17 protein-coding genes and 3 pseudogenes are annotated in these 21,668 nt (G+C 55.4%); 13 read left to right on the top strand and 7 right to left on the bottom strand.

Going from position 1 to position 21,668, the window contains the following annotated elements; all coding sequences use genetic code 11:
* Positions 1-100: 100 nt before the first annotated feature.
* The 6 genes and pseudogenes from HB780_RS32900 to HB780_RS04200 all read left to right on the top strand — a co-directional run.
* A pseudogene (locus HB780_RS32900) lies at positions 101-764 on the top strand (transposase); the annotation flags it as partial.
* A 39-nt stretch (positions 765-803) separates the two neighbouring features.
* Positions 804-1,277 (top strand): IS66-like element accessory protein TnpA, encoded by a 474-nt coding sequence (gene tnpA / locus HB780_RS04220; RefSeq protein ID WP_286202845.1) that lies wholly within the window; start codon positions 804-806, stop codon positions 1,275-1,277.
* The gene (tnpB, locus tag HB780_RS04215) at positions 1,274-1,630 is read left to right on the top strand and encodes an IS66 family insertion sequence element accessory protein TnpB (RefSeq protein ID WP_435693849.1); all 357 of its coding nucleotides are present in this window, start codon (positions 1,274-1,276) and stop codon (positions 1,628-1,630) included. The genes tnpA and tnpB overlap by 4 nt, the downstream gene beginning before the upstream one ends.
* Before the next feature lie 71 nt (positions 1,631-1,701).
* Positions 1,702-3,234 (top strand): IS66 family transposase, encoded by a 1,533-nt coding sequence (gene tnpC / locus HB780_RS04210; protein ID WP_183686455.1) that lies wholly within the window; start codon positions 1,702-1,704, stop codon positions 3,232-3,234.
* A gap of 14 nt (positions 3,235-3,248) precedes the next feature.
* Positions 3,249-3,476, top strand: coding sequence for a hypothetical protein (locus HB780_RS04205; protein WP_183686457.1), 228 nt, complete (start codon positions 3,249-3,251; stop codon positions 3,474-3,476).
* Positions 3,477-3,538: 62 nt separating this feature from the next.
* Positions 3,539-3,997 (top strand): annotated as a pseudogene (locus HB780_RS04200) (integrase core domain-containing protein); the annotation flags it as partial.
* Positions 3,998-4,200: 203 nt separating this feature from the next.
* On the opposite strand, the gene HB780_RS04195 reads toward HB780_RS04200, so the two are convergent.
* The 4 genes and pseudogenes from HB780_RS04195 to HB780_RS04180 all read right to left on the bottom strand — a co-directional run bounded on the left by HB780_RS04195 (position 4,201) and on the right by HB780_RS04180 (position 10,006).
* A complete protein-coding gene (locus HB780_RS04195) occupies positions 4,201-5,013 on the bottom strand; it encodes an ABC transporter permease (RefSeq protein ID WP_286202965.1) in 813 nt (270 codons plus the stop codon).
* A 206-nt stretch (positions 5,014-5,219) separates the two neighbouring features.
* Positions 5,220-6,197: pseudogene (locus tag HB780_RS04190) on the bottom strand (polysaccharide pyruvyl transferase family protein); the annotation flags it as partial.
* Positions 6,198-6,386: 189 nt separating this feature from the next.
* Positions 6,387-9,200, bottom strand: a complete 2,814-nt coding sequence (locus tag HB780_RS04185) for a rhamnosyltransferase WsaF family glycosyltransferase (RefSeq protein WP_286203022.1) — start codon at positions 9,198-9,200, stop codon at positions 6,387-6,389.
* Positions 9,182-10,006: a hypothetical protein gene (locus tag HB780_RS04180; RefSeq protein WP_183688800.1), complete on the bottom strand. Its 825-nt coding sequence runs from the start codon at positions 10,004-10,006 to the stop codon at positions 9,182-9,184. The genes HB780_RS04185 and HB780_RS04180 overlap by 19 nt, the downstream gene beginning before the upstream one ends.
* A 444-nt stretch (positions 10,007-10,450) precedes the next feature.
* On the opposite strand from HB780_RS04180, the gene HB780_RS04175 reads away from it, so the two are divergent.
* Entirely contained in the window at positions 10,451-10,864 is a 414-nt protein-coding gene (locus tag HB780_RS04175) for a VOC family protein (protein WP_183688799.1), read from the top strand.
* A gap of 52 nt (positions 10,865-10,916) precedes the next feature.
* On the opposite strand, the gene HB780_RS04170 is transcribed toward HB780_RS04175, so the two are convergent.
* The 3 genes from HB780_RS04170 to HB780_RS04160 form a co-directional block, all read right to left on the bottom strand.
* Positions 10,917-11,786 carry a shikimate dehydrogenase gene (locus HB780_RS04170; protein WP_183688798.1) on the bottom strand — a complete coding sequence of 290 codons (870 nt, stop codon included), beginning with the start codon at positions 11,784-11,786 and terminating at the stop codon, positions 10,917-10,919.
* Between the two features lie 127 nt (positions 11,787-11,913).
* Positions 11,914-12,582 carry a TetR/AcrR family transcriptional regulator gene (locus HB780_RS04165; RefSeq protein ID WP_183688797.1) on the bottom strand — a complete coding sequence of 223 codons (669 nt, stop codon included), beginning with the start codon at positions 12,580-12,582 and terminating at the stop codon, positions 11,914-11,916.
* 143 nt (positions 12,583-12,725) lie between these two features.
* Entirely contained in the window at positions 12,726-14,063 is a 1,338-nt protein-coding gene (locus HB780_RS04160) for an MFS transporter (protein ID WP_183688796.1), read from the bottom strand.
* Between the two features lie 475 nt (positions 14,064-14,538).
* Between HB780_RS04160 and HB780_RS04155 the strand changes: the two genes are divergently transcribed.
* From HB780_RS04155 to HB780_RS04130, 6 genes are all read left to right on the top strand, one after another.
* Positions 14,539-14,817 (top strand): DUF982 domain-containing protein, encoded by a 279-nt coding sequence (locus tag HB780_RS04155; protein WP_183688795.1) that lies wholly within the window; start codon positions 14,539-14,541, stop codon positions 14,815-14,817.
* 173 nt (positions 14,818-14,990) lie between these two features.
* Positions 14,991-15,998, top strand: coding sequence for a sugar ABC transporter substrate-binding protein (locus tag HB780_RS04150; RefSeq protein ID WP_183688794.1), 1,008 nt, complete (start codon positions 14,991-14,993; stop codon positions 15,996-15,998).
* Positions 15,999-16,060: 62 nt separating this feature from the next.
* Positions 16,061-17,611 (top strand): sugar ABC transporter ATP-binding protein, encoded by a 1,551-nt coding sequence (locus tag HB780_RS04145; RefSeq protein WP_183688793.1) that lies wholly within the window; start codon positions 16,061-16,063, stop codon positions 17,609-17,611.
* Positions 17,601-18,623, top strand: coding sequence for an ABC transporter permease (locus tag HB780_RS04140; protein ID WP_183688792.1), 1,023 nt, complete (start codon positions 17,601-17,603; stop codon positions 18,621-18,623). Before HB780_RS04145 ends, HB780_RS04140 begins: the two co-directional genes overlap by 11 nt.
* A gap of 2 nt (positions 18,624-18,625) precedes the next feature.
* Positions 18,626-19,624, top strand: a complete 999-nt coding sequence (locus HB780_RS04135) for an ABC transporter permease (protein ID WP_183688791.1) — start codon at positions 18,626-18,628, stop codon at positions 19,622-19,624.
* A gap of 108 nt (positions 19,625-19,732) precedes the next feature.
* On the top strand, positions 19,733-21,577 hold the full coding sequence (locus HB780_RS04130; protein WP_183688790.1) for a methyl-accepting chemotaxis protein: 1,845 nt from the start codon (positions 19,733-19,735) through the stop codon (positions 21,575-21,577).
* The last annotated feature ends 91 nt before the right edge of the window (positions 21,578-21,668 follow it).

Below are 21,668 nucleotides of genomic sequence, written 5' to 3'. Positions count from 1 at the left end.
TTAGAGCCTCGGCATCTTTTGAGGTGACATGGTGAACGTGGTCCAGTTTTTCTGTTAGTTTTTCGGCGGATTTTCCTGTTGAGCGAATGGAGAATTTGTCATGAAGAAGAAGCGTTTTTCGGTCGAGCAGATTGTCGCCATGTTGAAGCAGGCTGAGCTTGGCTTGCCGGGCGCCGACCTGATCCGTCAGGTTGGAACATCGGAACAGACATTTTATCGTTGGAAGAAGCAATACGGGGGACCTCAGTCCGATCAGGTCCGGGAACTGAAACAAGTGCTTGAGGAGAACACGCGGCTGAAGAAGCTGGTGGCGGAACTGAGCCTGGATAAGGCTGTGTTGCAGGATGTGCTGTCAAAAAAGTTTCCCGGCCAGCGCTCATGAAACAGGTTGTTGCCTATGTGACGGCGTGTCACGGCTACAGCGAGCGTCGGCCTGTGCCCTGACACGCCAACATCGTTCAACCCAGCGCAAGCCGATGCGACGGGATCCCCGCACGGAGCTTCGCCAGCGGATGCATGAGATTGTCCGCACCCGCATCCGCTATGGCTATCGAAGGGTTCATATCATGCTGAAGCGTGAGGGCTGGTCTGCCGGCCGCAACCTCGTCTATCGGCTCTATCGCGAGGAAGGCCTTGCTTTGAAAGCGAAACGGCCACGCCGTCGCAGGATGGCGAGCCACCGGGAGAACAAGGTTCTGCCAACCGGCCCCAATCAAGCCTGGGCCCTCGACTTCATCCACGACCAACTGATGAACGGTAAGCGGTGTTTTGACCCCACCTTCCGGATCAGCTTGTGATTGACGATGTTGAGCCTGGAAAGAGGGTTTGGACATATGCCGATTTCAGAGCTTACGCTTAAAACCAAGGATGATGAGCCGGTTCGTCGGTTCGAGGTTTTTACTGGTAGTGGTCGTCGTCGTGAATGGAGCGACGAGCAGAAGGCGCAGATCATTGCGGAAAGCTATGAGCCCGGCGTGACGGTGTGCTCGGTGGCTCGGCTTCATGGGCTGGCATCGCAACAATTGTTCACGTGGCGACGGCTTGCCCGCAGGCCGCTCGATACATTGCCGGACGAAGCACCAATGTTTGCGCCTGCGGTTATCGTCGCGCAGGACATGCCCGCGCCGAAGAAGGTACGGCAAGCGCGTTCACCGAGGAAGGCTCATGGCGACGCGGTGATTGAGCTGGAGATCGGTGGTGCGACAATCAGGATTGCGTCTGGCGCTGACGCCTCGACGATTGCAGCCGTCATTGCGGCCATGAAGGCCTCATCGTGATTGGTCCGTCCGGCGCGGTGAAAGTCATGATCGCCACCAAGCCTGTCGACTTCCGCAAAGGTGCGGAGGGGTTGGCTGCACTGGTTAAGGCCGAGATGGGAGCCGACCCGTTCTCCGGAACGATCTATGTGTTCAGGGCGAAGCGAACCGACCGCATCAAACTGATCTTCTGGGATGGCAGCGGCGTGTGCCTGGTCGCCAAGCGTCTTGAGGATGGCGAGTTCCATTGGCCGCGAATGCAAGACGGCGCGATACATCTGACATCCGCACAATTCTCGGCTTTATTCGAGGGGCTGAACTGGAAACGCGTGCATGCGCCAAGCGAAACGCGCACACCTGTTCAGGCCGGATAGCCGCCGCGACCAATTGAATCAGCTGTATCGAACATCTCGTTTTGGGCGGCAAAATATGCTGTTGTCGATCTATGACGATAAGGGCGGACGAGCTTCCGGATGACCTGAACGCGCTGAAAGCGATGGTGCTTTCGCGCGAGGCAGAGAATGCCCGCCTACGCCAGATCATCAAGGAATTGCAGCGCCACCGCTTTGGTCGCCGCGCCGAAACGCTTCCCGAGGATCAGCTTCTCTTGGGCTTGGAAGAGGCCGAACAGGTCGAGGCGGATGGTCTGGAAGCGAAGGAAGAAGCCTCGGCCGCTGTGCGTCAGGTACGCATTGCTAAACGCCGAACGAACCGGGGTTCGTTACCAGCCCACTTGCCGCGCATAGAGATGATCGTCGATATCGATGATCATGCCTGCCCAGGCTGCCGCCATGACCTACATCGGATCGGCGAAGACGTCAGCGAGAAGCTCGACATCATTCCGGCCCAGTTCCGGGTGCTGGTTGTTCGCCGCCCGAAGTATGCCTGCCGGGCCTGCGAGGATGTTGTCGTCCAGGCTCCGGCTCCCGCCCGGCTGATCGAAGGCGGCATTCCGACCGAAGCAACCGTCGCTCAGGTTCTGGTCTCCAAGTACGCCGATCATTTGCCGCTATATCGCCAAGCGCAAATCTACAAGCGGCAAGGCATAGACCTTGATCGCTCGACGCTCGCTGATTGGGTCGGACGCGCCGCCTGGCATCTGCGGCCCGTTCATCAACGGCTGCTCGACGTGTTGAAGACATCTTCCAAGCTCTTTGCCGATGAGACAACAGCCCCCGTGCTCGATCCGGGACGCGGCAAGACCAAGACCGGGCAACTCTGGGCCTATGCTCGCGATGACCGGCCTTGGCAGGGAGACGATCCGCCAGGTGTCGTCTATGTCTACGCACCGGATCGCAAGGCCGAGCGCCCGATGGCGCACCTCGAAGGCTTCGTCGGCATTCTCCAGGTCGACGGGTACAGCGGCTATCGCCCGTTGGCTGCTAAGAACACCGTCTCTCTGGCTTTCTGCTGGTCGCATGTTCGTCGGCGCTTTTACGAGCTGGCCGCAGCCGGACCCGCACCCATTGCCACCGAGGCGCTGCGCCGCATTGCCGAACTCTACAGAAACGAAGACGAGATACGCGGCCGGACGCAAGATGACCGTCGTGCCATCAGACAGGAGAAGAGCCGTCCGATCACCGACAGCCTTGCACCCTGGTTCACCGAACAGCTCGGCCTCATCAGCCAGAAGACAAAGCTGGCCGAAGCGATCCGGTACACCCTGTCGCGCTGGGATGGGCTGACCAGGTTCATCGACGACGGCCGTATCGAGATCGACTCCAACACAGTCGAGCGATCCATCAGGCCAATTGCCCTCAATCGGAAAAATGCACTCTTCGCGGGCTCCGACGCCGGGGCCGAGCACTGGGCGACCATCGCATCGCTCATCGAGACCGCCAAACTCAATGATGTCGAACCGCTTGGCTATCTCACCGACGTGCTTACCAGGATCGCCAATGGCCACCCCAACAGTCAGATCGACGAGTTATTGCCCTGGTCGTACAGGGTCGATAAGCTTCTCCCGACAATAGAATAGGCGTGGAGTGTGCCGTGACAGAGCAGAGCATCTCATGGGAGCAGGATGGAATCGACTCGGGCTGGTTCTTCGCCAAGAACGTCGGCTCAGTGAGAAGCAGTTTCAGCTATCGCCCTGGAGGCTGGTGGTTCCTTCCAAAGTGGTTGCCTGACACGGCAGAAAACGATGTCGGCCCCTTCAAAACCAAAACTGCCGCGTTGGCAGAAGCAGAGAGCCTAGCTGCCCACCAGCTCACGAAATAGCAGGAAGCATCAACTTCAGCCGCCATGGCCTCAGAACAGCGCTTACGATGAACGGGCAGAAGTTCCGGGCATTGACGGTGGTCGATGTCTATACGCGTGAAGCACTGGCTATCGAGGTCGGCCAGCGATTGCGTGGAGAGCATGTCGTTGATGTTCTCAATCGGTTGGTCCGGCGACGCAATGCTCCGAACCGGCTGTTTGCCGACAACGGCAGCGAATTTACCGGTCACATGGTCGATCTCTGGGCGTATCACCACAAAGTCCGCATCGAGTTCTCTCGACCGGGAAGACCCACGGACAATGCCTTCATCGAAAGCTTCAACGGGTCGTTGCGCGACGAGTGCCTGAACGTGCATTGGTTCGAAACCCTATCCGAGGCCAGGAGGCAGATCGAAGCCTGGCGTAGGGAATACAATGAGAGCCGTCCTCACGCGGCTCTTGGCTATTTGACGCCGTCGGAATATGCTGGCGGCGCAGTTACTTCGGTGGGCCAAAACAGCCTCACCAGCGTCGGAGGCTAACGCTCCAAGCTGGACCACCAACCCCAAGCGCTTCAAGCCCAGTATGCACTAACATTAAACCCGGATCATCCTGCGGGGGCATGCCAGCTACACGAGTAACAATCACGCCTACTAAGTTCAAACGTTAGGAATAATCACGTCATCAACTCGCGCTGGCTGTAAAGCGTTCGCCCAAACAGGAACCCGTCCATGCCACTCCTAAATCACTTCCCCTCAAGCATTGTTCTTCTAAAGCCGCGTTCCAAGCTTAAACCTAACAAAAGAGAAATTGTAGCAAATGAAAGTATATATAAGGGGCTAACTAATTTATCGCTGTAGTTTTCGTAAAACGCAGAGCGCATCCATTCGACGCACTCCAGAACGGGATTAAATGATAGATAGTATGAAAAGCTCCCTGGCAAGTCTGAAGCAACAAATAACGAGCCGGATGTGATATATATAATTATAACGGTCAAGTTATATGCAGTAACTATCATTGGAAAAAACATCGACATAATGCCAACACAATATCCAACGCCAAAGGCCAGCCACAAGGTAGACAGATAACCACAAACTGCCCATTCCATATCATTTGGAAAAGGGTTCTGCCCCATAGCCCATAATACAACGAGTACTAATAAAAGTGTAGCAAACGCCGCTATAATCTCAAGAAATGCACGGCCCATAACAATGTCGGAGACCTGCACAACTGGAAATGCCAGCATTGGTCGATTCTGCATGAGCGAAAAGACCATAAATCGGGAGACATATACGAAGAGTAGCGTAGGGATAAGACCCGTGGCAAAAAAAACGGGAGTACTATCTCCGTATGGGGGAACCCTTCCTGTTACGGAATGAATGATAATAAGTATAGACATATGCACAAAGGGCCAAAGGGGCACTACAAGGAAGCCTAAGCCGTGACCAAAAAACCGTGTCCGCATGTCGCGCAAAATCACAGCGTTCATCACATCTCGTTTGGTAACTAAAGCATTAATGAGCGGATGACGCTTTGGAACGGATACAGATAGAGCCATCTGGCAACAAATCCTCAATAGATGACAGATGCCGATACATTCCCGTCACTTATCTCACGAGAGAACAGCTATCACCACCCTTCATCGGTTCTATGCGTTTATCATTGCTACAATTTGGCTCGCAGGACGCAGCACCATCTAATCTGTCCACGATAGCATCAGTATTAATTTAAGATCCATTGGGTAATTAAGCTGCCCAATGCACCCTAAAACGACAGGGAATTTCTTTTGAAGAAATCCTCAAATCTCTCTCTATATATTCTATAACCATTTGAAAAAGCTTTTAATTTCTTTTCGTTGTAAAAATCTGAAAACGCAATGTCCTTTCGGAGATCGATCTCATCGCCTCGAACAAAGGGGATGTTGAGCACACGTGCTGATTCAAGAGTTCGGGAATCGTGAACAATAAGTGTCGCCGGCGCTCCTGCGAGCAATGACGCAACCGCCCCATGCAATCTTGTACCAACATACATCGATCGAGTGCTCATAAATGCCAGCCACTCCGACACGTCAAAGAAAACATGAGCCTTCTGAGAAAGATACTGAGCGACGCGTCTTTCACTATCGCCATACAATGCCCGCACGACGGTGGAAGACCGAGTTAAAATATCTCGATTGTTCAACCTACCCAATGAAAAATACATATCAGCGAGTTCAGACTGCAGGATTTGATCCAAACCGAACTTTAAAGCCTGACGATACAAATGGAGCTGAAGTAAATCAGTGCTCTCAAATCCGTGACGTGTTGCACCTATCACGATTTGACCACCCAATTCCCTTTTAAATGGCCTCAGAACGGGCGCCTCCGAACCCGAAAGCAACAATGATGGGCATCCGGTAACTGCTATATTCCGAATCCCATATTTCTCGAGCACAGTGGCTGAAAATTCCCCTCGCACGGAAACTAAGGCCGACCTTTCCGCAATCAATTTTAGGAGGTTTACCGTTCCTTCCTTCAAGATAGGAATTTCAGAATTCAGTGAAGACTGCGCGCCCAATCCAACAATAACAATGGGCTTGTTAGTTTTCCTCAGCCTTTCATAAAGCGCACTGAAATCTGTGGTCGAATCCAGCCAGTTCGCTGCAGCGAGGACAATGCAATCTTTGTCTTCTACGTTTGCCTCTGTAAAACCAAGATGCCCCATCGAAGCACCATTCAAGTTACGATATAAACTTTCACTAAAAAAAGATTTCCAGTGTTCTTCCCTGAATTGGAGAACGCCTGCTCGAGACTAATATTACTAATGTTTTTCTGAGAAAAAATACCCAGAACTATTGGCGATTTGAACATGACACACCACACAAAACTTTTTCTACCAACGTGAAAATTCACGTCTCGGTCTATTTTTATGAATCACAGCATATCCAGCGACTCAAGGAATATTTTCCGTCCAACCTTGGACTCTCCCTTTGATCAACAGTTCGTTCGCCTTGAGACGTTGCTTCAGCGCCGACGTGCTAATACCTTTCTCTCTTGCAAACGATCGGTCTCTTTCATTCGCTTGGGTTATAGCCGCCGTCACGTCGCCATAAAGACAAATACCAAACTCCTGTGCCCAGAATTTTCCCTCCGTGATGGCAGTCTTCAAGAGGACTGCACCCGGAAAATCATGTGAATGATAAACAACTGCGTCGTCAACGTATCCCTTTTGGAATCCGGCCTTGAGAGCAAGCGATGCCCATACATAGTCTTCGCCCCACTCAATTTCCGGATAGGGAAGGTGTTTCCAAATAGCTCTGGACATGGCCGAATTGTTATCTGAATAAAAATAGGCAAGCATCCGCCATGTAATACTTCCCGGATAGTAGAAGCTCGGAAGTCCCAGTTTGGAGTCGATTGCCCTTGGTAAAAGCGCCAGACTATCAAAATGTTCTTTGATATCACGTGCTACAAATGGGCCATGTTGTGGATAGGCTTCGTGCCTCCCCGTTACACCAGCAATCCTGGGACCGAAACTAAAGCCATGAATGAGAGAAGCCAGCCAAGTGTCATTTTTTGGCAACGCATCTTGCGTCAGAATCGCAACGTAGTCACCCTCGGTCATGGATATTCCAAGATTCCTTGTTCGGCCATGCTGGAACTCGGCCTTTGGAATCTGAGCGAGCCTCACATTCTTATGACGAAACTGATCCGCTATCTCCAGCGTATTATCCGCAGATTCGCTATCGATAACTAATACATCAAATTTGAAATCACACTTTTGGCGGGATAGCGCAGACAGCACATCGTTAAAAGAGAATCCTGCATTGTACGTAGGGATTATGACGGACACCCGCGGCTTTTCTATCACTGCCGGCGACGCCAACAGCTCCTCACTTATGTCAACAAAACTCAATTCATCGAGCCTCTCCTTCAAAGCCGCCTCAATCTTGCGTGCACTCTGTTCCCAAGAGGCCCCCTTAACAAACTCCAGTCCTCTTTCCAACTGAGCATCAATTTTGTCTGGATTATCAATCAAATCCGCCACCGCTGCAGCTATATCGTAGGGGGTAGGTAAAGCGAATTTAACCTCACCATTATGAAAAATAACTCGTGTACTGGGGACATCAAGCTCTACAACAGGAAGACCACAAGCCATCATTTCGAGCGGTATAAGAGAATAGTTTGTGGCGGAGAATACTAGGCCAAGATCCGAGCGCCGATATAGCTCGGCCAGTTGGTCGTGATTGAGAATCCCATGTTGCTCATATGGAAAATTGTAGGGAACATCGACATTCGCTTCACCAAAGAGATGAACTTTAAAATGTCTCCCAGAGGCATGCAATTGTTCAAGCGCTGCAAAACCCAACTCAACGGCGCGCCGGGGCGTATATGGCCGCGCGTAAAACGCAATTTGTATTTCGCGGCGATGCTTCTTATCAGAACTCAGTGATCTTGTCGTAGGAAAATAGATATCGTGGTCGACAGATAGATCCCATGGGCGCGACCACACACCCTTACTTTTCATTATGTTATCCAGCCACGCCCCCGCGCAAAGAGCTGAGAAACCAAAATTATATGTGCTTTCCGCCACAAGCTGATTTGCACCGGCGGCATGAAAGTCAGGTTCATAATCCTGAACAAAATAAAATCTCTCTTTGAAAGAGGCCGCTTGGCTCACAGGGAATGCAGTCCAGCAATCTGTAGCGATAAGAACATCACCCGAGAGCTGACGAACGTCAGCTGGTAGAAAAAGAACGTTAACGCGAGGACCGATAGGCAGATACCAATCACTGATTCTCTGACGCGCGGACTCCTCGCTTGGCATGTTGGTTGCACCTTGCAGCCAAATTGTTTGCTGATGGCCAAACTGCTCAAGGAACTTGACGATTCGAAAAATCGTCATATGCCCGCCCGCTCCCTTTCCAAAACTCGGAATGACCCAATGGATATCCAACGCATTGCCATTATACACGCTGCCCTTAGGCCCTAAAGGAAGAGCCGGACGCAGAGCTGCCCGAGGCGTATCTCGCGGCCACTTATCCGCCGCAGCAGTGACACTTTGATCGCGAGTTGGGGCAGGCAAGGGGGAACCAAGAGAGGCTCTGACGGGAGTTGAATAAGATTTCACATCGAAACCGGCGAATTTTACTGCTACCGGTATAACGCGCTCCAACGCATGGGCGAATGTATTGTCAACCTGCCCCTCCTCCAATTCAAAAAGATCCAAGCTTTTTATTGATTCAAGCAATAACATTAACGCTTCAGAGCGAAACCAGCACATCGATCCAGCCGCAAACTCTGCAATTTTTGCTTGAGCAACATCCAACCCAAGAAATTTCAAAGTATTAGTGACGTTTTCGATATTTGGATTGGAAAGAGTAAATTTCTTTATCTCGTAATAATTTTCTGGATATAGCGCGCCCAATTTCTTATCGGTAGCAAAATGCTCGATAACAGCGTTAACGACCTCCTCGCTCCCCATAAGTTGATCAAACAGATATCTCCGCCAGATTGATCCCCAACTGATGTGTCGGCTGTCTTTTGTATGGAGATGTAGAACTAGGTCGAATTTTCTCCATATCGAAGCCGACCCAATAAGAAACGGAGCAATATCCCGACCTCTGTTCGGAACAATTACAATATCTACGCCTATTTCACCTAGATATCTCGCAACATAATTCGAAACAAAAACTCTATCCGCTTCACCACAAACAGTGAAAACGACATGGACGCCCGCAGGGAAATTTAGTATTCCTTTGCATATCTCTCCAAGTTGCTCCGGATAATAGCAATGAACGTGAATACAAACGCTTGGTGCCTGGGGGATCCGGATAATACTGGAGACAATATCAGCGCGCTTTCAGGCTGCACTCTTCGCTCACCCTCGCCGATAGTCGATACGAAATGCGCGAGCGGATTTACATGCGGGCTCTCAGACAAGTAAGTTTTCTTATAGAAAAAAGTATCAAAGCTTGCCGACGGGTTGCGATTTTCGCGATGTCCAAAATTCATATAGTGCCAATACGGGTCAGCGCTGGCTCTACCCACATCCGGATACATCGACAAATAAAAGCTGGCATCAAAATACTCAAGGCACCTCGCCTCCACTTCAGGCGCCATTTTCTCCGCTAACACAGCGCTGGAACTAGGGGGCCCGCCTGAAGAAAGTACTAATGTGTTAGTGTTCCATTGATAACTGCCATAGAGCATGAGGCAGCACGCTGCAGGATCCGATTTTGCAGGATCAATGTTCGGATGCGCGGCCAAAAAACCTGCCCTATCAAACAACGGCGATGGCGCCCGCCCCTCACTCCACCCATACAAGACATAATGGAGAAGGGGGTTGGTTCCCTTGACTCTCACGTCCTCATACATGCCTAAATAGAATTTTGAATCAAAAAATCTTGATGGCTCGCCTCCAACCTTATCCCAATTTTTTATATAGTGGATGGCATAGTCACCTTTAATCTCCCCCGTCGTGGATTTTATCCAGAAACCATCATCAAAAAAAGGAGAAACTTTAATTAAATTTGCTTGCCAGCGTACATTTTTATCAGCAAAGATCATCATGACTTATTATCCAGCTACGGCACGTAAGACGTGATAAACTATCTGACGTCGGCGTACCACCTTCAAATGGAAGTATTATATTAAGATAATACCTATATGCCTCACATAACCATTACACCGCATCGTAAATTAGTCTACCGTCACTGCTTCGTGCATAGCATGCCCGTTTAACCCCAACGTGTATTTCAAAGTCGTCATGAAATATCGGCTGCCTCGCACTTGCGCAAGCGCTTTATGAGATATCTTGGTAAGGGACAGAAAATGCGCCGTAATCTGGGATCATCTTTCCTTGGAAGGGCATCGACAATGCCCGTGGTAATTGCGTTCAATTGGATCCAGTGAAACTAACTGAGAATCGCGGCCGTGATTGCTCTCCCCACCCACAACCAAGACAGTTAAACTGAACGACCGTCTTATTGAGGGGCCAGACGTAAGGAGCGCCTTATGAAGTCCCTTTTCCACCTTGCCTATCATGTGACCGACCTTAATGAGGCGCGGGCCTTTTACGGCGGCGTTCTCGGCAACAAGGAGGGTCGCAGCACCGATACCTGGGTAGATTTCGATTTCGTCGGTCATCAAGTCTCGCTGCATCTCGGAAAGCCATTTGACGTCACGCGGACCGGAAAGGTCGGCAATCATATGGTGATGATGCCGCATCTCGGCGTCGTTCTTCCGCTGGAAGACTGGTTCGCGCTGGCCGATCGGCTGGAAGAAGCTGGCGTTGCCTTCGACATACCACCGGTCGTCCGCTTCGAAGGGCAGCCCGGCGAGCAGCGGACCATGTTCTTTTTCGATCCGAGCGGAAATCCGATCGAGGTCAAGGGCTTTAAGGACTTCGACAGCGTTTTCGCGCAGTAGGAGCCTTCGCAATGAGCTGCCGAGTGCAAGGTGCGAGTTAAGTGCCGACAGTCTATCGCGCTTGCAGCAACTTGAAATGCGCGATCATGCGGCTCGAATCCGCCTGGCTACCCGTGAACAGCTCGAAAGCGCCAACAGCCTGGAAAACAGCCATTCCGCCGCCGTCCAGCACTCGACACCCCTTGCTTTTGGCAGCTTTGACAAGCTCGGTCTCAAGCGGGAAATAGACGATGTCGGCGACCCAGAAGCGCGCATCAAGCAGCGCTTCGTCGAGCGGCAATCCGGGATGGCCCAGCATGCCGGTCGGAGTAGCGTGAATCAGCCCGGTCGCCTCCTGTAGCGCGGCGGGCAGATCCCTGCCGGCGACAAAGATGCAATGCGGGTGCGCCGATTGAATTTGCGAGATCAGCGCGCTGGCCTTCGCCGGATCGAGATCATAGATCTCGATAGACTTTGCGCCCATGCCGGCAACAGCATGCGCGACGGCAACGCCCGCTCCGCCCGCTCCGAGCTGGACGACGTGTTCAAGAGAAGCGCCCGGCAGACCACGACGGAAACTCTCGGCAAAGCCCCACCAGTCAGTATTGTGTCCGAACCGCCGCTCATTGCGAAAGACGATCGTATTGATCGAGCGAAGCACGGCGGCATCTGCCGAGAGTTCATCCACAAGCGTCACCGCGGCCTGCTTGCAGGGATGCGTGATGTTGAGCCCGGCAAAGCCGTTCTTCTCGGCATTTTCGATGAGCTTGGGGAGATCCGACACGGTGCAGCCGAGTTCCTGCAGGTCGATGATGTCGTAGGTATAGTCCAGCCCGAGACGTGCGCCTTCCTGCATATGCATGGCCGGCGAAAGCGACGCGCCGATACCCGATCCAATGAGGCCAACATGCAGCACCTGCGGTGCGATCAGTACTTCCGACACGACTATCCTCCAGCTCTCTCCCAGGCATCATCAACAAAATGACGACGACAGAAAAATGTACGAACTAGTTCGTATTGTCAATGCGAGACACGCCAAAGTGAGCGCACTACCCAGGAGAAAGGAAGTCCTACTCGCCGGTTCCAGGCGTTTTCAGAAAGGCGATGATGGCGTCGCAAATCATGGATTTATGGCGCGTTTTTGTGCCCTCTTCGGTGAGGTCGCGATTAAAGATGGCGCCGAACGTATAGCGGTTCGAAACACGAAAGAAGCATTGGGCGCTAATCATCATATGCAGATCGATAGGATCGACCTTCCGCAGGAAACTGCCGTCCTCGTAGCCGCGCCGCAAGATATCGGAGATGATGTCGATGACGACGATATTCATCTCGGACAGAACACTCGAGCGCTTCATATTCTCGGCGCGGTGGATGTTTTCGACGCTGACGAGCCTGACGAAATCAGGGTTCTGATCGTCATGGTCGAAGGTGCTTTCGATCAATTTCCGCATCGCCTGCACGGGCGGCATGCTTTGCAGATCAAGCGCACCTTCCAGGCTGCGGATCTTGGTATAGGCCCGCTCCAGCACGGCAAGATAGAGGCCTTCCTTGCCGCCGAAATAATAGTAGATCATTCGTTTCGAGGTCTTCGTGCGCTCGGCGATCTCATCGACGCGTGCACCCGCAAATCCCGAGGCAACGAACTCTTCCGAGGCTATGCGAAGAATATTTTCCTTGGTGGCATCAGGATCGTTCTTTCTCGATCGGCTTTCAATTTTCACCGATTGGGTCTTGCGCATGCTGAACTCGCCTCAAGGGGTGGAATCGAACCGTTCACACGAGTATCCCCACCATTGGCGACCAGTCAAATAAGGCATGCCACCGCCTCTACATCGGTGTCGGCGCCGTCATCGCGATGAGAACGGCGCCGACAGTTCTGTCATCAGACGGACTGCTTGCCCGCCGACGCTGTCAATCCCTGCTTTTTCTGCCTACCAAGCTGCGCCATCGGGATATTGAAGGTCTCCGATGCTGTCGCGGCGGCAATCGCCGCGATCACCGCTGTGATCGAGGTGAAGGCTGCAACCGGCATCCAGCCGGTCGGACCCGTGCCCAGCAGGGCAGCACTGATGGTCGGTGCGAAACCACCAAGAGCAAAGCCGATCTGCGTGCCAATCGCCATGCCTGACAGGCGCACGCGCGTATCGAACATTTCGCCGTAAAGCGCCGGCCATACGCCGTTCGAGGCGCTATAGATGATGCCTGACAGCAGGATGCCGAGGACAAATATCAGCGTCAGGTCACCCTGGCTGATCGCCCAGATATACGGCCAGATCAAAATGGCACAACCCAGGGCACCGAAAATGAAGACCGGCTTGCGGCCGATCCGGTCCGCCAGCAGCGCCCAGAGAGGAATCGCCACCAGCGCGGCAATGTTCGCAAGAACGAGCACCGTCAGCATCAGCGATCGATCAATGTGCATGGTATTAACGGCATAAGACAGTGTGAAAACACTGAAGATCGTGCTGACAACGGAGATCAGCGCGGCGAAGACGATACGAACAACGTCCACCCAGTAATTGCTGAACAGCGTTATCAGCGGCAAGCCTTCCACTTCGCCCTTCTTGGCCTCATCAACGAAGGCCGGCGTTTCTGCAAGCGTCCGGCGCACCCAGAATCCGACAAAAACGACGACGACGCTCAAGAAGAACGGGATGCGCCACCCCCAGGCCAGAAGGTCTTCTTCCGACAACCTGGAGATCGGTATGAACACCAAGGTCGCAAGGATGAGGCCGGTCTGCGTGCCGCTGAGTGTGAAACTGGTGAAAAATGCTCGTCGATGCTCAGGCGCGTGTTCGAGCGTCATCGAGTTCGCGCCGGCCTGCTCTCCAGCAGCCGAAATCCCCTGCAGCAATCGTGCGAGAACAAGGAGGATCGGAGCGAGGACGCCGACATGATCGTAGGTCGGCAAACAACCGATGATGAAGGTCGAAAAGCCCATCAGCAGCAAAGTGAAGGTCAAAACCTTCTTACGGCCGAACTTGTCACCGACGTGACCCAGGACAACCGCGCCGAGCGGGCGCGTGATATAGGCGACCCCGAAAGTCGCGAACGACGCCATAGCGGCTGCTTGCGGATCCGCGGACGAAAAGAAGATCTTCGGAAAGATCAGGGCCGCCGCGGTGCCGTAAATAAAAAAGTCGTAATATTCCACCGCGCTGCCCAACCAGCTTGCAAGCGCTGCGCGCTTCGGTGTCCTTATTCCCGTTGATGTCTGCATGACGTCTCCTCCCAATGGACTATTGGATAAACCGTCGCGCCAAGCTAGCCGACGGTAAATGGAAGGATTGATTGTGACGCCGGCCCTCCAACGCACGACCGGCCAAGCATCGCTCCTCCCAAGCTCCCCTTGGAATAATGTACGAACTAGTTCGTATTGTAAACTCTCATTTTGCGACCGTTCATCGGTGTTGTGACCGGTCCGTTGAATAGGGCTTTGTTTGCATCTAGAAGTGTAGTATATGAATTAAAAATATTGACCATAGGATGCAGATCGGCGTCTGCACTTCGGCAAAGATGTCGGACCTCGGCCTCCGCTTTTGTGCGTGAGGCCCCGTTCCCCGCCGATCATCAGCAATGCGTTTGACCATTTTTCGTCATTAAACTTCGGCTGCCAAACCGTTCTTGAGCAGCGACTTGTTTGGAACAGTTCTTGCTTAGTTACCAATGTCCTAACGATTCGGAGACCATACGTTATGAAATGGCACACTTCGCATCAGTTTCCCGCACTAAGGCTTATCGTGCGTGGCAGAGAAAAGTACAGGGTCATCAAATCGGTTCGAGATGCGGCAGTGACGCTGATTTCGGATTGGCCGAGCGATGATGGTGAAGAATACGTCGTGGCAGTCAGAACCTGCCTGGATGCCCTACATAATGTTGTCCCTCCCGAAGCGGTCAGGGAAGCGCTTATCCGTGCCGCCAATGAAGAGAGAATCTCGCATATTTCGGTTGTTGCGTCGGCTTATACGAAATAGCTGCCGCACAGCCGCCTCTCTAGAGAAATTGGCGGCGAGGAATTTTGTCATTGCAGCGACATAGCCTTTGATCAGAGAACTTTTCTTTCGAACGCACTCTTTTGGAATGCTGTTCCTCTCAAACCCCATAAATCCATATATTTTGTGGGGTATAAACATGAAGAGGATATTCCATGACAGAACAAGACAGGTCCGGCTTTGGCCGCCGGGAAATCCTGAAGCTCGCAGCCGTTACGGGCGCGACCTTTGCCGGCGCTGGCCTTTTCGCCAGCCAGGTTGCGGCAGCCGACGATGGCCTGTCGCTGAAGGGCAAGCGTATCGCCATCAGCGCGACCGGCACCGATCACTATTTCGATCTGCAGGCCTACAACTCCCAGATCGCGGAGGTCAAACGCCTCGGCGGCGAACCGATCGCTGTCGATGCCGGTCGTAACGACGGCAAGCTGGTTTCGCAGTTGCAGACACTCATCGCCCAGAAGCCCGATGCCATTGTGCAGATCCTTGGCACGCTGAGCGTCATTGATCCCTGGCTCAAGAAGGCCCGCGATGCCGGTATTCCGGTGCTGACGGTGGATGTCGGTTCGACCAACTCGATCAACAACACGACCTCCGACAATTGGGGCATCGGCAAGGATCTCGCCCTGCAGCTGGTTTCCGATATCGGCGGCGAAGGCAATATCCTCGTCTTCAACGGCTTTTACGGCGTCACGCCTTGCGCCATCCGTTATGACCAGCTCGTCAACGTCATCAAGTATTTCCCGAAGGTCAAGATCATCCAGCCGGAACTGCGCGACGTGATCCCGAACACCGTCCAGGATGCCTTCACCCAGGTCACGGCACTCCTGAACAAATATCCGGAGAAGGGTTCGATCAAGGCGATCTGGTCCGCCTGGGACATCCCGCAGCTTGGCGCAACGCAGGCGATCGCCGCCGCCGGCCGCACCGAAATCCGCACCTATGGTGTCGATGGAAGCCCCGAAGTCCTGCAACTGGTCGCCGATCCCAATTCACCGGCGGGCGCAGACGCGGCACAGCAGCCGGCCGAAATCGGCCGCACCGCGATCCGCAATGTCGCCAAGCTTCTGGCTGGCCAGACCTTGCCGCGCGAGACCTATGTGCCGGCGCTTCTGGCCAACAAGGCCAACGTCGCCGAAGTCGTCAAGAAACTCGGCATCGGTTGATCTTTCCCTTGGCGATGCGGCCGTCGGTGGCCGCATCGCCATGATTCCATCGGAGCCTCCCAATGACGGCATCTTCGCCTTCGGCGCCCGCACAGTCGGATGACCATGTCATTCGCTTTGACCGGGTCGTCAAACATTTCGGCGGCGCGCAAGCGCTGGCCGGCGCCTCGCTTGCCGTACGCCGTGGCACGGTCCACGGTCTCGTCGGCCAGAACGGCGCCGGCAAGTCGACGCTGATCAAGCTGCTCGCCGGCCTGCATAGGCCCGACGAAGGCCGGATCGATGTCGAAGGGCAATCCTTCGATCAGCTGACACCACACCTCGCCGAAGCGCTCGGCATCCATTTCATCCATCAGGACCGGTTGCTGGTGCCGACTTTCACCGTCGGAGAAGCACTCTTCCTCGGCCGTGAACCGCGTATCGGCCGAACGCCCTTTCTCGACCGTCGTCACATGCAGCGGCGCGCGGGCGACCTGCTTGCCAACTACTTCGGCGTCACCCTGCCGAACAAGGCCCTGATCAGCGAGCTTTCCACCGCCGAAAAGCAGATCGTGCAGATCACCCGTGCCCTTCTTAACCAGCCGAAGGTGCTGGTCTTCGACGAGCCGACAGCGGCGCTGATCCGGCGCGAGGCCGATATTCTTTTCCGGCTGATCCGGCGCCTGCGCGACGAAGGCGTGACCATCATCTATATCTCGCATTATCTCAACGAGATCGAAGAGCTGTGCGACCATGTGACCGTCATGCGCAACGGCCTCGACGTTGCCTCGCTGCCGATTGCCGAGACCTCGGCCGGGGCCATCGCCCGATTGATGGTCGAGCGCGATATCGCCGACATGTTCCCGAAACGCCAGATCGAACTCGGCGAGGAGATCCTCAAGGTCGAGGGGCTGACGGCGACGAACCGCTTCACCGATATCAATTTCACCCTTCGTCGCGGCGAGATACTCGGCATCACCGGCCTGCTCGGCTCCGGCGCCAAGGACCTCGTCCGCACGCTCTTCGGTCTGGAGAAAGCTTCCTCCGGCCATATCGAAGTCGCCGGCAAACCGGCGCGGTCCGTCAGCCCGACAGAAGCGGTCGACCGGCAGATTGCCCTGGTGCCGGAGGACCGGCGCGGCCAGGGCGTCGCACTCGATCTCAGCGTGGCTGAAAACATCACGCTATCAAGCCTTGCCCGCTACACGCGCTTCGGCTTCCTCGATCGCAAGCGCGAACGCCGCGACACAGACGACCTCATCAAACGCCTTCAAATCAAGGCACCCGGACGCGAAGCGCTGGTACGCACGCTCTCCGGCGGCAACCAGCAGAAGGTGGCGATCGCCAAATGGCTGAGCCGCCATTCGGAGATCTATCTGCTCGATGAGCCGACCGTCGGCGTCGACATCGGCTCCAAGGTGGAAATCTACACACTGATCGGCGAACTCGCTGCCCGCGGCGCGGGCATCATCGTACTCTCCTCGGACCTGCCCGAACTGATCGGCATTACCGATCGTATTCTCGTGCTCTTCCGCGGCCGCGTGACCCGCGAATTCGTCTCGTCGGAAACCACAACGAATGAGGTACTGGCGGAATCGTCCGGCGCCTCGGGAGGATTGCGCCATGTCGGCTGACATTCAATACGCTCCCGTCACCGGCTTTGAGCCCGAGAAAGCGGCGGGTCGGACAGGTGGTAATCTTGCGGCGACGGCCCTGCGCTTCGGCTCGCTGATCACCTTTGCCCTGATCCTCATCGTCTTCTCGCTGACGGCACCCTATTTCCTCAGCATCGGCAATATCGGCAATGTGCTTGGCCAGTCCGCCATTTCGGGCGTGCTGGCGATCGGACTGACCATCGTGCTGATCGCCGGCGGCGCGAATGTCGTCACCGGTGGCATCGATCTATCCCTAGCCGCCAATATGGGCCTTAGCGCCGCCGTCTATGCGACGCTGACGCAACTCGGCTATGGCGATGCCGTGGCGATTGCCGGTACATTGTTGACCGGCCTTGCAATCGGCGCAGTCAATGCCGCAGCCGTCGTGCTCGCCGGCATCGTGCCGCTGCTCGCCACGCTTGCCGTCATGAATATCGTTGCCGGACTGGAACTGGTGCTGACGCAGAACACTGTACTGCCGGCGTCTACCGATTTGCTGACGCTGCTGTCGGCCTCCGACAGTTTCGGCATTCCGGTCCTTGCCTATGTGCTCCTCGGCTTTACCGCGATCGTGACAGCGATCGTGCAATATACGCCGCTCGGCCTGAGGCTCTATGCCGTGGGAGAGTTTCCGGATGCAGCGCGTGCCGCCGGCCTGCCCCTCAAGCGCCTGCTTGCCGGCGCCTTCCTTGCCAGCGGCCTTTGCGGTGGCATCGCCGGCATTCTTTCCGTGTCCTATCTCAGCGGCAGCACCACCGGCTCCGGCGAAATGCTGCTGCCGGTCGTGGCCGCCGCCCTGCTCGGGTCAGTCTTTTCACGACGGCTTGTTCCGACGATTGCCGGCGCGCTGCTTTCCACCCTGCTCGTCGGCTTCCTCGTCAACGGCTTCCAGCTTCTCAATCTGCCAAGCACGCTGGTCAACGGCATTCAGGGCCTTCTCATCCTGAGCGTCGTTTCGGCAACGACCTTGTTGCGCAAACGGGAGATCTGACCATGTCGCTTTCGAATTCTGCTACCCCATCTCAGGCATGGCCGCGTCGCGCGATCGCCGTTCTGGCGCGATATGGCCTGATCCTGGCGCTCCTGTTCGTCTTCGCAATCTTCTCGGTCGCGACGCCGACCTTCCTGACACCGGGCAATCTGCAAAGCATCCTCGTCAACAACTTCACGCTGCTTGCCATCGTCTCGATCGCCATGACCTTTGCGGTCTCCTCCGGTGGGATCGATCTTTCGGTCGGAACGGCGGTCGATTTTGCAAGCTTCGCCTTCGTCTCGTTGGTGCTTGCCGGCCAGCCGGTGGCACTTGCCGTGCTGGCGGGACTGGCGGCCGGCGCCGCGGTCGGCGCGTTCAACGCCGTCCTGATCTCGGGGATCGGCGTGTCACCGTTCCTCGCGACCCTCGGCACGCTTTTCATCGGCCGCAGCCTCCAGCAATTGCTGACGAATGGCGGTAATCCAGTCTACCTACCGCCAACCGGCGTGCCGGAAGCCTTCCGGTTTCTGGGTCATGGCGCAATTGCGGGCGTTCCCGTGCCGCTGATCATCGCGATCGTCATCATCGCGGCGGCCGCCACGCTCTTTGCCCGCACCCGCTTCGGCCGCGTCGTGCTGTCGATCGGCATCCAGCCAAGCGTCGTGCGTTATTCCGGCATCAGGCTTCGCAGCCACGTTGCCATAACCTTGATTCTCGTCGGTTTCATCGCCGCCATTGCCGGCCTGATCCTAACCGCAACGGTCACGGTCTATATCCCCTTCTCGGGCAACGCCTTTCTTCTGAACGCAATCGGAGCGACCTTCATCGGCACGACGCTTTCGCCACTTGGCCGGCCGAATGTCGCGGGAACCGTGCTCGGTGTGCTTCTGCTCAGCATCGTCGCCAACGGCCTGCTTCTGACGGGCCTGAATTTCTACTGGCAGCAGGTTGGCACCGGCGTTCTGATCTTCGCCGTCCTCGCCTTCAGCTTCGTCAACAGAAAGGCCGGCGGGGCGTGAGCAGGCGGCACCGCCGAACCGTGCGAACATGCCCAAAACTCAGGACCTTGGCCAGAATCTTAATGACTTCTGGCTAGTCTGGTTCCGGCTGTATCACCGGAGACATTCATGCTGCGTTTTCTATCGACATCCATCGTGCGCCAGATCGTTGCGATCACCCTCGGTCTGCTTGCCGTCAGTACGGCCGCGATCGTTGCTGTGACCTACTACAATCTCAGCCGTGACGTGATGGACAACGCGGTGGCCGATGCCAGGGATGCAAGTCGCGCGATGGCGATCCTCTATGCAACTGGCGACGACGGCGCGAAAATCGCGCTCAAGGACACGGAGCTAGCCTCCGTCACCGAGGAGAAAATTCCGGCCTTCAGCGATCATGGCCTTGTCGACCGGGTCGCACAGTCGATTGCAGGCGTGGCGACGATCTTCGAGAAGCAGGACAGCGACTATGTTCGCGTCTCCACCAACGTGAAGAAGCAGGATGGCAGCCGCGCCGTTGGCACAAAGCTGGCCGCCGATCATCCCGCCCAGCCCGTGCTTGCCAGGGGCGAAGCCTATTACGGTCCGGCCCAGCTTTTCGGCCGCAATTTCATGACCGGCTACTTCCCGGTCAAGAACGCCACGGGCGCCAATGTCGGCATTCTGTTCATCGGCATTCCGATGGAGGTTTATTTCGCGCGGCTGAACCATCTGCAGCTTCTCGTGCTCACAGCCGGGGGCGCAGTAATGGTGCTCGTCGGCCTGTTTGCCTTCTTTGCAATCCGCAGTTCGATAAAGCCGCTGCAAGCCTTGACGACGACGGTTCACACGATCTCCGCCGGCAATCTTGCTGGCAGCATTCCCTGCGTCGAAAAGAGGAATGAATTCGGCGAGATCGGCCGGGCACTGGAGGCCTTCCGCGACAGCGCCCGCGCGCGCCGCGATCTGGAAACGCAGGCAGCCGAGCAACGTACCCTTGCCGAGACCGAACGCAGCCGGAACGATACGGAGAAACGCACGCTCGACGACCAGATCGAATTTGCGGTCAACCAGATCGCAGTCGGCCTCGGTCGTCTGGCGCAAGGCGATGTTTCCCAGACGATCGACACCCCGTTCGTCGGTCGCCTCGAGCAGCTCCGCATCGATTTCAACGCCTCGCTTGTTCGCCTGCAGGATACTCTGTCCCGCATTCGCGACAGCGCGACAGCAATCCAGCACAACAGCAATGCAATGCGCTCCTCGGCCGGCGAGCTCTCCAAACGCACGGAGGCGCAGGCGGCCAATCTGGAAGAGACTGCCGCCGCCGTGGAGGAAATCACAGTCACAGTCCGCTCTTCGGCCGAACGCGCCCGCGAGGCGAACAATGCCGTGGCGCTCACCAAGAAGACAGCCGACAGCTCGGACACAGTCGTGGGCGATGCCGTTGCCGCCATGAACCGCATCGAACAGGCGTCCCGGCAGATCGAACAGATCATCGAAGTGATCGACGATATCGCGTTCCAGACCAACCTGCTGGCGCTGAATGCAGGCATCGAGGCTGCCCGTGCCGGAGATGCAGGTAAAGGGTTTGCCGTCGTTGCGCAGGAAGTGCGTGAATTGGCGCAGCGCTCCGCCGTGGCCGCGCGCGAAATCAAGGGCCTCATTGAAAAGTCGACCCGGGAAGTCACCGCCGGCTCCGAACTGGTGCAGAAAACCGGCGGCATGCTCGCCTCCATCAGCCAGGAGATCGTCGCAATCAGCAAGCATGTCGAGACCATCGCGACGGGCAGCCGGGACCAGGCAACGGCCCTGCAGGAAGTCAACGGCACCGTCAATGCGATGGATCAGATGACCCAGAAGAACGCTGCGATGGTCGAGGAGGCGACACAGGCCAGCCGCGGATTGGCCGAAGAGGCCGATACGCTGATGAACCTGCTGCAACAGTTCCGCATCGAAGGCGCGGCGAAGGATGACCGGCGGCCAAGACGGGCGGCCTGATCGTCGCAGCCGGGATTTCGCCTGAACGGTCGCTAAAGAATCCGACAGCGGAAATTTCCAGCAAATGGTCAACTCGTCTCATCGAAACAAG

The sequence above is a fragment of the Rhizobium lusitanum genome (genome assembly GCF_014189535.1).
GTDB classification, from domain to species: domain Bacteria; phylum Pseudomonadota; class Alphaproteobacteria; order Rhizobiales; family Rhizobiaceae; genus Rhizobium; species Rhizobium lusitanum_C.
The sequence above is the reverse complement of the archived record's forward strand: the minus strand, read 5'-3'. Positions and strand labels throughout refer to the sequence as shown.

What these genes read in the sequence shown, in the direction of transcription:
- HB780_RS04155 (WP_183688795.1), top strand. Translation starts at nt 14,539, where the DNA reads ATGAAATGGCACACTTCGCATCAGTTTCCCGCACTAAGGCTTATCGTG.
- HB780_RS04175 (WP_183688799.1), top strand. Translation starts at nt 10,451, where the DNA reads ATGAAGTCCCTTTTCCACCTTGCCTATCATGTGACCGACCTTAATGAG.
- HB780_RS04130 (WP_183688790.1), top strand. Translation starts at nt 19,733, where the DNA reads ATGCTGCGTTTTCTATCGACATCCATCGTGCGCCAGATCGTTGCGATC.
- tnpC (WP_183686455.1), top strand. Translation starts at nt 1,702, where the DNA reads ATGACGATAAGGGCGGACGAGCTTCCGGATGACCTGAACGCGCTGAAA.
- HB780_RS04145 (WP_183688793.1), top strand. Translation starts at nt 16,061, where the DNA reads ATGACGGCATCTTCGCCTTCGGCGCCCGCACAGTCGGATGACCATGTC.
- HB780_RS04135 (WP_183688791.1), top strand. Translation starts at nt 18,626, where the DNA reads ATGTCGCTTTCGAATTCTGCTACCCCATCTCAGGCATGGCCGCGTCGC.
- HB780_RS04140 (WP_183688792.1), top strand. Translation starts at nt 17,601, where the DNA reads ATGTCGGCTGACATTCAATACGCTCCCGTCACCGGCTTTGAGCCCGAG.
- HB780_RS04160 (WP_183688796.1), bottom strand. Translation starts at nt 14,063, where the DNA reads ATGCAGACATCAACGGGAATAAGGACACCGAAGCGCGCAGCGCTTGCA.
- HB780_RS04150 (WP_183688794.1), top strand. Translation starts at nt 14,991, where the DNA reads ATGACAGAACAAGACAGGTCCGGCTTTGGCCGCCGGGAAATCCTGAAG.
- HB780_RS04165 (WP_183688797.1), bottom strand. Translation starts at nt 12,582, where the DNA reads ATGCGCAAGACCCAATCGGTGAAAATTGAAAGCCGATCGAGAAAGAAC.
- HB780_RS04195 (WP_286202965.1), bottom strand. Translation starts at nt 5,013, where the DNA reads ATGGCTCTATCTGTATCCGTTCCAAAGCGTCATCCGCTCATTAATGCT.
- tnpA (WP_286202845.1), top strand. Translation starts at nt 804, where the DNA reads ATGTTGAGCCTGGAAAGAGGGTTTGGACATATGCCGATTTCAGAGCTT.
- HB780_RS04180 (WP_183688800.1), bottom strand. Translation starts at nt 10,006, where the DNA reads ATGATGATCTTTGCTGATAAAAATGTACGCTGGCAAGCAAATTTAATT.